This is a genomic window from Ancylobacter sonchi, assembly GCF_018390695.1.
In the GTDB taxonomy this organism is placed as follows: Bacteria; Pseudomonadota; Alphaproteobacteria; order Rhizobiales; family Xanthobacteraceae; genus Ancylobacter; species Ancylobacter sonchi.
The window spans coordinates 153,688-163,369 of sequence record NZ_JAHBGF010000026.1 but is presented as its reverse complement, the minus strand read 5'-3'; the positions used below and the strand labels follow the sequence as shown (position 1 = coordinate 163,369).

The following is a 9,682-nucleotide window of genomic DNA, read 5'->3' as shown; positions in this document are numbered from 1 at the left end:
CCCATACCAGCCTCGGCGGCCTATCGCCGTCGATGTTCGCAAGCCGGTCCCATGAGGACCAAAACCCAGCCGGGCCTAACTTATGACCGGCAGGAAAATGGGGAGCACGTCAATGCAGCCTGTGATTGTCCTGACGCAACTGAGTCGCGTCTGAGTCTGGGGAGGCGCTTAACATGGCGAACGTTAAAGGCGGTAAGGATCATTCCGATAGCGTCGAACGGCTTGCAGGTCAGAAGCTACGCGACCCTAAAGCTGGCAAGGATATGAAGAGGCTCGCTGCCGCGGTCCTGGCTCATGGTGACGGGAAGCCCGCTAAAGCCGCTCCTAAGAAGAAATAATCTGGTCCACGTTTCTGGGGAAGGGTAGGGCGTGACCGTTGGTGACTCTGTCGGCGTAAACGCAACGAACTGGCGGTCGGACCCGAGGGCGGCCGCTCTGGCAACCCAGTTCGGCCGATCAGATCAGCGCCATCTGTCCGTGGCTCTTCGTGGAAAGCTATGCCGCCACCTACTCGCTGCGAGATAGTTGGTCTCTTGCCGCTGGTGGCTGGAGTGTGATCGGATCCAGCGAGGGCACCCTTGTGCGCCACGGTGGCGCGCAATGCCGAGGCAACAGTAGCTGAGCGCTTAAGTGTCGGAACACGCTCGAACGAAACTCAGGAGGTGGCCAGCAATGCATGATCAAGGAGCCTCCCCGGCTATGTACCTGACCGATGCCGAAGGCGACCGGCTGCTCAAGCTCGCCGAGGTGACGGCCCGCGTCGCTCTCGGTAAGTCGGCCCTGTACGTGAAGATCAACGAGGGCACGTTCCCGTCGCCGGTGCGGCTAGCGCCCGGCGCGGTGCGCTGGAAGAAGTCCGAGGTGGACGCCTGGATTGCCGGCTTGCAGCCGGTCTACCAGCGTCCTACCGGCGCGGGAGCGTGACCAGTTCGGCGATCGGCATCTGGCCTTCCATCAGGAAGTCTGCCCATGCCTGTGCGATCTCCCGGCGCCGGTCCATGTGCTCGGCACGGTTATAGGCGCCCTCGCGCTTGCCGTCTCGATCTGCGACGGGAAAGGCTGTGCGCGGCCGGCCTTCTCGGTGGGCGTGCGCATCGTGAGCCCGCGATGCTCGCGCTGGACGCAGAAAGATTCCCGCCATTAAGGAGGAAGGCGGTTCAATCTCCATGCGCCCCATGGTGGGGCGCAACCCCGTTCCACCGTGGAACGGGGTTGCCGGTGGTTCATCCTCAAATTGAGGGCGGACCAGCTATCTTCCAAGCAGGCAAGTTCTTCCAATTGTTCGGAAAGCCCATGGAGACAGGGTCGGCAAGCGGACAGGACGCAATCAGCCCGACCAAGTGTTTCCGCCACTCTGTGCCTGGCGCGACGATCCCAATCAAATAGCCGAGAACTGCCAACGTGTTGTAGAGCTTTCGCGTGGCTGCTGTGTTCATCGCCAGCTTCAGCGAGCCCGGAGAGTTTGGAATGGTCATTGTGACAGTGAATTGTTTATTCCAAAGCCTTCCATGATGAGCGCAGATATTTCGTACGTAGGTCAGATGATGCGCGACTGAAACAAGTATTTTTTCATCAAGACCATATAGTTTAGCGACTGCTTGGCGATCGTGCCGAAGCCTCAAGTTGCTAAACCATTTGGAAAGTTGTCCGAGAGACATGACTTCGGCAGTCATCCAAATCGGAGGCTGCGCCGGATCGCCATATTTCCTCTTGTAATGGACTATGAAAGTGTCCGTCGATCGTTCTATTTCTTCCAGAAGGCCGGCAAAGGCTTTGGCATATCGATCGGCCCTATCGTATAGGGCGGCGTCTAGGTAGCCGTGGGAGCCATACCTTGTCGCGAGGTGATAGGCCCATGCACCCCGCAATGACACCTCCACCCGCTCAATGGCATCCATCACCAGCAAACGAAGTTGACGATCGAATACGTAAAGCGCGATGGCGTCATCTATAGAGGTGCCGGCGCGAAACATGTGATCGCCGCTCAATGGCGCGGGCTGCTCAAACGGAAGCCAATAGGCCCTCAGCCTATAGTAGCTGACGTGTTGAAGGTAATGCTCTGCCCGCGCCCGATCTGGAATTCCCATGCCTCTTCGTTCAAGAAGGGCTATCTGATCAGCGATAGAAAGGGATGGCTTGGCGAACTTCATGTCGCCATGAATATGACGAGAACAGCGGGGTGAAAAGAAGAAACCCGCCAGGGTGCGCAGTGCGAAGCCGAGGCTTCGTCCGAGGCGTGGCGGGTCTTATTGATCAGAGATATGGCGCATCAGCCTTAAGATGGCAATAACGCGATCGTCGCAGGTGCGGTACCCAACAGCCTCGATCAAGTGCAACCCCTTGATCTGGATTCAGAAACTTTTTTCATTCCGAGCGCGCCTTCCTCAGCCGCACCCCGGCCCCTCGCCACTCTCTGCTTTGTTGGATCAGAAGGTCGACGCAACGACGTTCTCCCAGCCATAGTTTTCAAAGGCCTGATCTGGATTTTCGAAGCACGATCCACAGTAAAATGCTTTCCCGTCGGTATCTTCGATCGGTATTGATGCTGAGTGACGGCAATCAAGACACTGAAATCTCACGTGCGTTGCGCCTGATGATTTCGCCTCTGACACTTTTTCTGAGCTAAGCGTCACAGGAATTTGTCTGCCCTTAATTTTAATCGTAAAGCGCGTCATCGCTCGACACCAAAGCTCAACCTCACACCTGGCCCGCCGCTGGTCGTGTCGCCGCTAGCGAGGAACGTGACGCCAGCGGCTTCTAGAGCGCGCTGGATGGCGGCGGACGCATCCGCTGAAACGGCTCGGCGGGCTTTCTCAAAATCCACGACAGTCGAGAGGCCAAGCCCGGAGGCTTCCGCCAACCGAGGCTGGGTCCAGTCGATAAGAGCGCGAGCAGCGCGGCATTGTGCAGGTGTCATGACCAATATTTTCTGTTGACGATAAGGGGTGTCAGCTCTATCAACATAAACTGTTGACCAATCCATACCATAGGACACCGCCGATGCACACGCATTTGGGCGAACGCCCCAACTATGTCCGCGACTTCACGATGGTCGAGGCGAGCGGTTTGAAAAAGCGCACCGAAGCGACGATGGCCGCTTTGCAGGCGTTGCTCGACGAGCTGTCCGGCGATCCCGACCCAATCTTCACGGCGATTGCCGAGTGGCGCGCGGCGTCGACTTATTGTTGGTCGCTTATTGACGCGCCGCATGAAGCCTTAGAGGCCGCGGGTGACGCTGAATGTGCCGCGGCTTTTCAGCTCCTCACGACGTCGCCGACTTCGCTCGCGGGTTTTCTTGCGTTCTGCGAGTGGGGCGAAGAGGTCCAGATCGCGGAGCGAGAACGGGAAGGAAATCTCGCTGAGTGGTTCCCTGGCTATCGCATGGCAGGGACAACCGATGATGCGGAGACCCTGTTCTTTCGGACGCTCGCGGGTGCTGCACGTCGCTTTCTGCCGGCGCAAGTGTGAGCCGTCGATAGGGAGGCAGACGGGGGAGGTCCCTGGCGCCGCGGGTCGCAACCCATCGACTGCTAGCGGGCAGTTTTCGCTCAATGTCGCGAAATGACATCGCTTGAAAACAATCTGAATCTCTCATATGATTTCATATGTGAACATTGGAGTCGTGCCATGAGGGATTATTCGAGGGGCGAGGCCTGCCAGCTGGCTGGCATCTCCCTCAGGCGATTCGCCACACTCGATCATCGCCAGCAGCTCCCGATCGATGCCGGGGCAAAATATTCGCGTGTAAGGCACACGGCCGCTGATGTCTTGCTGCTGGCTGTCGGTGTGCGACTGGCTGACAAGATCGGACTCGATCATGGTCTCTCTCCGGAAACCGCCTGCTCAATACTGGGAGCACGGGGAGATGTGCTCCGGGCTGCTAAGAGCCGCGGAGCCGATTGGTGGTTCGGCTATGCCAGCGAGCCGATAGAGCTCGATGTTCCCGATGGCGGGTTCGGTGTGGCCGGGTCGCTCCCTGACGTGGTCGGTTCGTTAGAGCAGGAAGGGCGTAGGCCCCTCCGCGTCGCCTTGATCAACGTCTCGGCGGTGCTGAACGAGATTGGCCTGCGAGCCATGAAGCACGGCATCGCCTGGAGCGAGGGGGACATCAATGTCTGACCTCTCCCCTCAAACTCCGGACCGCTCCCGGCTACCCACCGCGCTCAACAAGCCTCGCCTGCGCCGGCAGGAGGCGACCATCTATCTCGAAACGGTTCACGGCATCCTCGTCCGTCCTGCCACGCTCGCGAAATGGGCGGTGACAGGTGGCGGGCCTGCCTTCCAGCACGCGGGCCGCTTTCCACTCTATCCGGTCGACGAACTGGACCAGTGGGCGGCCGCGCAACTCAGCCCGCTCCGAACCTCAACCAGCCATGAAGGGAAAATCGATGCCTGAAAGCAAAACCGCCACGACGGGGGTAGGAGCCCGGCGCGGCGGCAAAATGCGGAAAGCTTGCTCAGCTCTCTCCGCCAGTTTCAACCATATCCCGTGCTCCGGCGCAACCATGGTCGCCGTCCATGATGGACGATGCTTTGTCGGCTACCGCTGGTTTGCCAGTGCTGACGAGGCCCGCCGCCATATGATGCATGGAGGGCTTGTTTGATCGACTTCGCTCGCATCAATGCCGCAGCTTTGCCCGCGCTCCCGGCGCTGCTGTCGCGGTGGCTGCCGAACGGGCGGCGGGAGGGGCAGGAGTGGGTGGCTCTCAATCCTCGTCGCGCGGACCGCGCTGCGGGGAGCTTCCGCGTCAACATGCGGTCGGGGAAATGGGCTGACTTCGCCACCGGGGATAAGGGCGGCGACGTGGTGAGCCTCGCCGCCTATCTCGCCGGCACCGGCCAGGCCGAAGCCGCGCACAAGCTCGCCGACATGCTGGGAGTGCAATGATGGACGCCACCACCATGTTCGCTCCCCTCTCGTCGAACGAGGCCATGACGGCCGAGCAAACGGCGCCGAAGGCCAACTGCAAGACGCCGATCGTGCCGGTGCCTGACGACGCGCCACCCATGACTTTCAAACATCCCAAGTTCGGAGAGCCGTCGAAGTCATGGCCGTACCGAAACGCCGATTGCGACCTCGTTGGCTATGTCTGTCGGTGGGATTTCCTCGATTCCGAGGGCAGGCCTGCGAAGGAATTCTTCCCCGTCACCTATTGCGACATCGGGAACGGTAGGCGCGCTTGGCGATCGAAAGGGATGCCGGCGCCGCGCCCGCTGTTCAATCTTCCGTTCATGGTGGACGTCACAGAGGGCACGGTCCTCGTCGTCGAGGGCGAAAAGACGCGCGACGCTGCCGCCGAGCTGTTCCCCGACATGCTAGCGACGACACCCGCCCATGGCGCCAAGAGCCCGCACTTGACGGACTTCAGTCCGCTCGCCGGTCGTGACGTCATCATCGCCACTGACAATGACAAGGCGGGGCAGGAATATGGTGACAAGGTATGCGAGCTGCTGCGCGCGGCCGGCGCTGCTTCCATCCGACACCTGCCACCCGATCGGCTCGGCGCCTGGCGCTGGCAGGATGGCGAGAAGGTACTACGTGGCGAGCCTATCCCCGAGGGCTGGGATCTTGCTGACGCTCTTGACGAGGGATGGACTGCCGAACGCGTCGCCGAGCTGCACGACGATCCTGCTTTCCTTCCTCCTTATCGCGATGCTGCGGAGCGGAAGGCTGCTCAGTCCATGCTCGGTGACGACGCGGATCTCGACGGGCCGGAAGCCTTCGAGGGCTGGCCGTTCCGGCTCGCCTGGAACGGCGTCGAAAAGCGAATCGAGCGGGCCGACAAGGAAACCGGGATGATCACCGTCGAATGGCGGTGGTTCTGTTCGCTGCTGGAGGTCGCCGCCGAAACACGCAGCTCCGAGGGCGAGGAATGGGGCCGGCTGCTGTCCGTCACTGATCGCGATCAGCGCACCAAAGAATGGGCGATGCCGATGGCAATGCTGGCGGGCGACGGCACCGCCTATCGTGAACGCCTTCTATCCCTCGGTCTGATCATGGCGCCGGGCAAGTTCGCCCGTGATGCCCTGCACGAATACATCTCGACCGCCCGGCCTGACACCAAAGCGCGCTGTGTGGCGCGAGTCGGGTGGCACTCCCGTTCTTTCACCCTCAGCAACCAGACAGTGGAGCCAGCACATGGGTGAGCGCATTATTCTCCAGACCAATGGTGCGGTGGATCACGCGCTTCGGGAAGCCGGCACGCTGGAGCAGTGGCAGGAGCATGTCGGCCGTTACGCTGTCGGCAACTCTCGACTGGTGCTGGCGCTCTCGACGGCATTCGCTGCACCTCTGCTTTATCCGACGAGTGCCGAGAGTGGCGGCTTCCATTTCCGTGGCGCTTCCTCGACGGGGAAGAGCACTGCCCTTGTCGTGGCAGGTTCGGTTTGGGGCGGTGGTGGCATTCGCGGCTATGTGCGGACCTGGCGCGCCACGTCCAACGGGCTGGAGGGCGTTGCTGGGATGCACTGTGATTGCCTCCTCTGTCTCGACGAGATGGGGCAGGTGGACGGGCGGGAAGCCGGGCAAATCGCCTATATGCTCGCGAACGGTGTCGGGAAGTCGAGGGCATCGCGATCCGGCGAAGCTCGGCCGTCGGCAGAATGGCGCCTGCTCTTCCTCTCCAGCGGCGAACTCTCACTTGCCGATAAGATTGCGGAAGATGGGCGCGGGCGGAAAGCGGCCGCCGGCCAGCAGGTGCGCATCGTCGACATCCCCGCCGATGCTGGTGCTGGGCTTGGCCTGTTCGAAAACCTGCACGGTTTTCCTTCGGCCGATGCCTTTGCGCGGCACCTGAAGACGGCGGCGGGAGAGCACTATGGACACCCCAGCCGGCATTTCCTCCGCACCCTGGTCGACAATTTCGATGCCATCGCACCGACCGTCAAAGGCTTCATGGACGAGTTTCTTGCCGAGAACTGCCCCGCGGATGCCGATGGGCAGGTAAGCCGCGTCGCGGCGCGGTTCGGCTTGGTCGCAGCGGCCGGCGAGATGGCGACAATGGCGAGCATTGCGCCGTGGGAGTCCGGCGAGGCGACCCGCGCCGCTTCTCGTTGCCTTCAGGATTGGCTTGGCGCGCGCGGCGGTATCGAGCCTGCCGAGGAAAGCGAAGCGATCGGGGCCGTCCGTCGGTTCATCGAGCTGCACGGCACGTCGCGCTTCGAAGCTATGGGCGATTTGGCACCGAAGGATGGGATTGGCAGTCCGATTGATCAGCGCATATCGAACCGTGTCGGTTTCCGTCGCCGCTCGGATGCGGGCGGGACCGAATATCTGGTGCTTCCCGAGGCATGGCGAACCGAGGTGTGCTCCGGCTTGGACGCAGCCGCGGTGGCGAAGACGCTGGCGCGGCGCGGGTGTCTTGTCACCGGCAATGATGGCAAGCCTCAGATAAAGACTCGGCTCCCGAGTTTCGCCAATCCGGTGCGGTGCTATGTGCTGACGTCCGATATCCTCGGCGAGGCCGAGCCGCGCACCTATGCCGATCGGGATTTCGGCTGATGCCGGATCTCACCCGCTTCGCTGTCTTCGCTACGAAGGGGAGGGCTGTTCCCCTTGTTCCCCCAGCTGCGGAGAGTTGGCAAAGTGGGGAACGCATCAAAGCGTTGCAAATGAACGATTTGCGGAGGCCGTTCCCCATGTTCCCCTTCGAAACGATGTAGCTGAGAACGTGCGGGGAGCCACCGTGCCCGTTCCCCATGTTCCCCAACCCACCGAGAGTTGGGGAACAGAGGCAAGATCAACACAAGGCCTTGAAACCAAAGGGTTTCAGAAAGCTGTTCCCCTTGTTCCCCACGTTCCCCTCGAAAACAATGAGGGCTGGGACGAAGAAGACTGGCAAGCCGCTTACGACGAGAGAGCTGCCATCCTCGAATACGACGAGGGCTTGCCCCGCGCAGAGGCCGAGCGCCTGGCAGCCGAGCAGATCGCTCAATCCCGTTCCCTCAATCGCAAAGGGTGAGACATGTCCGACCGCATCCTCCGCACCATGAACGTCATCGCCAAGCGCCTCGGCGTCTCCCCGGCCACTGTGTGGCGCTATGCTGCGCGTGAAGGACTGCCCGTATTCAAAATGGCGTCCGGCTCGACATCTCCGCTCTGCATTCGAGAGAGTGACCTTGATGCATGGGTAAAGAAAAGGTCAGATTGCAATTGATCTGAAATGCATTGAGTGTCTTCACTCTGATCTGATCCAATATTTTGTGAATTTGTCTAAAACTGTCTGAGTCATTCGGCCGATCAGTTTGATCGGGGAACGCAAGGCTCACGATGGTAAAGATCGCACCTGATGGCGATGTTCTTTATGGGGCATCTGCCATCGCCGATTTTCTCGGCGTCTCTCCCAATACCATCTATTACCGCGTTCAGTCCGGCAGCCTGCCGACCTTCCGGTTGGGTTCGTCCATCTGCGCCCGTCGCTCGACATTGCGTGCATGGATGGAAGAGCAGGAAGCCGTAGCAGGCGGGCAATATATCGGCCTGTCGCGCGGTGGGATGCTGGAGCCCCGAGGATGAGCGCGGATAGGGCGGCCGGCAGCTGGCATGCCAGTGAGGCTGTGATCGAAAATCTCGATCAGGTGGGCAATAAAATTTCCGAAACATCCTCCGCGCGCAACTTTATTTCGTCGGGTCCTTCCGGGCCGGTGGCGGGGATGGGTGTTTCGGAGGCATGGGCTTCCCCTAGCGCCAAGAAATTCCCAGGGGGTAATAATAATTTTCTATCGCCCTCGTCGAGACCTGTCACGCCGCGTGATCCGCAAAACCTTATAGCGGACAATGCTTTGCGTCTGTGGGGCGCAATTGGCATCCCGGATGCGTATTCGCCGACGATCTACGCCGAAGACGTCGAAATCGCACTTTCCACGCTGAGCGGGCCTGTGGTCGTCCGGCTCAACAGTGGAGGTGGATCGCTCGGCGAGGGCCTGAAGATCTGGGCGATCCTCAAGCAGCATCCGACGCCGAAACTTATCGTGATCGACAGCATTGCCGCCTCGGCGGCCTCGATCATTGCGATGGCTGGCGATCAGATTGTGATGCGGACCGGCGCTCGGATGATGATTCACCGGCCTCGCCGCGTCGCCATACCGCTTGATCAGGCACGGGCTATGGCCGCGGCCGGGTCGCTCTATCGCATGGATATTGCGACGAACTTTGCGGCCGACATGGTCGCGGTCTACGCCGATCGAACCGGCCTCAGCCGTGACGCCATAGAGGCGATGCTTGATGCCGAGAAGTTCATGCCCGGCGATGAAGCAGTGCGGCTGGGTTTTGCCGACCAAGCCGATGTCCTCGAATGGCGGACGTCCGCCTTTCTCGCCGATTTCGATGCCCCTTTTCCGATCGCCAACCTGCACGCAATTCCTGCGGCAGCACATGGAGCATGCTCATGTCCAAGGTAATTTTCTCCCGCCCGCCCAAGTCCTTCGGCAGTGAAGTGCCGGAGGTGGAGTTTCGAGAGCCGACCGGCGCCGAGATCCGCCGCCACGGGCTGCCGTTTATCGCGCTTCCCTCCGGCGGGATCGACTTCGACATGGAGCGGGTGGCGCAATACGCCGTGCTGCTTTCCAGCCCGCCCCTGACGCCGAACGCCATCGACCAGCTACGTGGTGGCGACATGATCAAACTCGCGGGGGCACTCGCGCCTTTTTTCGGGGATTCGACCGACCCGACGATGTCGTGAGG

13 protein-coding genes are annotated in these 9,682 nt (G+C 60.9%); 11 read left to right on the top strand and 2 right to left on the bottom strand.

The features are described 5' to 3' along the window. The first annotated feature begins 699 nt into the window (after positions 1-699). Complete coding sequence (locus KHC28_RS15255) at positions 700-924, top strand: helix-turn-helix transcriptional regulator (RefSeq protein WP_214009213.1); 225 nt, start codon at positions 700-702, stop codon at positions 922-924. Between the two features lie 305 nt (positions 925-1,229). Here the strand turns inward: KHC28_RS15255 and KHC28_RS15250 are convergent, their stop codons facing one another. Then, positions 1,230-2,150, bottom strand: coding sequence for an Abi family protein (locus KHC28_RS15250; protein WP_214009212.1), 921 nt, complete (start codon positions 2,148-2,150; stop codon positions 1,230-1,232). Positions 2,151-3,000: 850 nt separating this feature from the next. Between KHC28_RS15250 and KHC28_RS15245 the strand changes: the two genes are divergently transcribed. The 6 genes from KHC28_RS15245 to KHC28_RS15220 all read left to right on the top strand — a co-directional run bounded on the left by KHC28_RS15245 (position 3,001) and on the right by KHC28_RS15220 (position 7,501). Continuing rightward, positions 3,001-3,468: a hypothetical protein gene (locus tag KHC28_RS15245; protein WP_214009211.1), complete on the top strand. Its 468-nt coding sequence runs from the start codon at positions 3,001-3,003 to the stop codon at positions 3,466-3,468. 159 nt (positions 3,469-3,627) lie between these two features. Further along, on the top strand, positions 3,628-4,119 hold the full coding sequence (locus tag KHC28_RS15240) for a hypothetical protein (RefSeq protein ID WP_214009210.1): 492 nt from the start codon (positions 3,628-3,630) through the stop codon (positions 4,117-4,119). Beyond that, positions 4,112-4,396, top strand: a complete 285-nt coding sequence (locus KHC28_RS15235) for a hypothetical protein (RefSeq protein ID WP_214009209.1) — start codon at positions 4,112-4,114, stop codon at positions 4,394-4,396. The genes KHC28_RS15240 and KHC28_RS15235 overlap by 8 nt, the downstream gene beginning before the upstream one ends. 204 nt (positions 4,397-4,600) lie before the next feature. Further along, a complete protein-coding gene (locus KHC28_RS15230) occupies positions 4,601-4,888 on the top strand; it encodes a hypothetical protein (protein ID WP_214009208.1) in 288 nt (95 codons plus the stop codon). Beyond that, a complete protein-coding gene (locus KHC28_RS27760; RefSeq protein WP_214009207.1) occupies positions 4,888-6,147 on the top strand; it encodes a DUF927 domain-containing protein in 1,260 nt (419 codons plus the stop codon). The genes KHC28_RS15230 and KHC28_RS27760 overlap by 1 nt, the downstream gene beginning before the upstream one ends. Further along, positions 6,140-7,501 (top strand): DUF927 domain-containing protein, encoded by a 1,362-nt coding sequence (locus KHC28_RS15220; RefSeq protein ID WP_214009206.1) that lies wholly within the window; start codon positions 6,140-6,142, stop codon positions 7,499-7,501. Before KHC28_RS27760 ends, KHC28_RS15220 begins: the two co-directional genes overlap by 8 nt. 238 nt (positions 7,502-7,739) lie before the next feature. Here KHC28_RS15220 and KHC28_RS15215 read toward each other — a convergent pair whose 3' ends face one another. Beyond that, a complete protein-coding gene (locus KHC28_RS15215) occupies positions 7,740-7,934 on the bottom strand; it encodes a hypothetical protein (protein WP_214009205.1) in 195 nt (64 codons plus the stop codon). Positions 7,935-7,964: 30 nt separating this feature from the next. Here KHC28_RS15215 and KHC28_RS15210 point away from each other — a divergent pair, with 30 nt between their 5' ends. The 4 genes from KHC28_RS15210 to KHC28_RS15195 all read left to right on the top strand — a co-directional run bounded on the left by KHC28_RS15210 (position 7,965) and on the right by KHC28_RS15195 (position 9,680). Further along, entirely contained in the window at positions 7,965-8,156 is a 192-nt protein-coding gene (locus KHC28_RS15210; protein ID WP_214009204.1) for a helix-turn-helix transcriptional regulator, read from the top strand. A 113-nt stretch (positions 8,157-8,269) separates the two neighbouring features. Then, positions 8,270-8,515: a helix-turn-helix transcriptional regulator gene (locus KHC28_RS15205; protein ID WP_214009203.1), complete on the top strand. Its 246-nt coding sequence runs from the start codon at positions 8,270-8,272 to the stop codon at positions 8,513-8,515. Continuing rightward, positions 8,512-9,399 carry a head maturation protease, ClpP-related gene (locus KHC28_RS15200; RefSeq protein ID WP_214009202.1) on the top strand — a complete coding sequence of 296 codons (888 nt, stop codon included), beginning with the start codon at positions 8,512-8,514 and terminating at the stop codon, positions 9,397-9,399. Before KHC28_RS15205 ends, KHC28_RS15200 begins: the two co-directional genes overlap by 4 nt. Next, complete coding sequence (locus tag KHC28_RS15195; RefSeq protein WP_214009201.1) at positions 9,387-9,680, top strand: phage tail assembly protein; 294 nt, start codon at positions 9,387-9,389, stop codon at positions 9,678-9,680. Before KHC28_RS15200 ends, KHC28_RS15195 begins: the two co-directional genes overlap by 13 nt. The last annotated feature ends 2 nt before the right edge of the window (positions 9,681-9,682 follow it).

Coding starts and splice junctions, on each gene's coding strand:
- KHC28_RS15245 (WP_214009211.1), top strand. CDS start 3,001: ATGCACACGCATTTGGGCGAACGCCCCAACTATGTCCGCGACTTCACG.
- KHC28_RS15205 (WP_214009203.1), top strand. CDS start 8,270: ATGGTAAAGATCGCACCTGATGGCGATGTTCTTTATGGGGCATCTGCC.
- KHC28_RS15255 (WP_214009213.1), top strand. CDS start 700: ATGTACCTGACCGATGCCGAAGGCGACCGGCTGCTCAAGCTCGCCGAG.
- KHC28_RS15240 (WP_214009210.1), top strand. CDS start 3,628: ATGAGGGATTATTCGAGGGGCGAGGCCTGCCAGCTGGCTGGCATCTCC.
- KHC28_RS15235 (WP_214009209.1), top strand. CDS start 4,112: ATGTCTGACCTCTCCCCTCAAACTCCGGACCGCTCCCGGCTACCCACC.
- KHC28_RS15220 (WP_214009206.1), top strand. CDS start 6,140: ATGGGTGAGCGCATTATTCTCCAGACCAATGGTGCGGTGGATCACGCG.
- KHC28_RS15210 (WP_214009204.1), top strand. CDS start 7,965: ATGTCCGACCGCATCCTCCGCACCATGAACGTCATCGCCAAGCGCCTC.
- KHC28_RS15195 (WP_214009201.1), top strand. CDS start 9,387: ATGTCCAAGGTAATTTTCTCCCGCCCGCCCAAGTCCTTCGGCAGTGAA.
- KHC28_RS15250 (WP_214009212.1), bottom strand. CDS start 2,150: ATGAAGTTCGCCAAGCCATCCCTTTCTATCGCTGATCAGATAGCCCTT.
- KHC28_RS15200 (WP_214009202.1), top strand. CDS start 8,512: ATGAGCGCGGATAGGGCGGCCGGCAGCTGGCATGCCAGTGAGGCTGTG.
- KHC28_RS27760 (WP_214009207.1), top strand. CDS start 4,888: ATGGACGCCACCACCATGTTCGCTCCCCTCTCGTCGAACGAGGCCATG.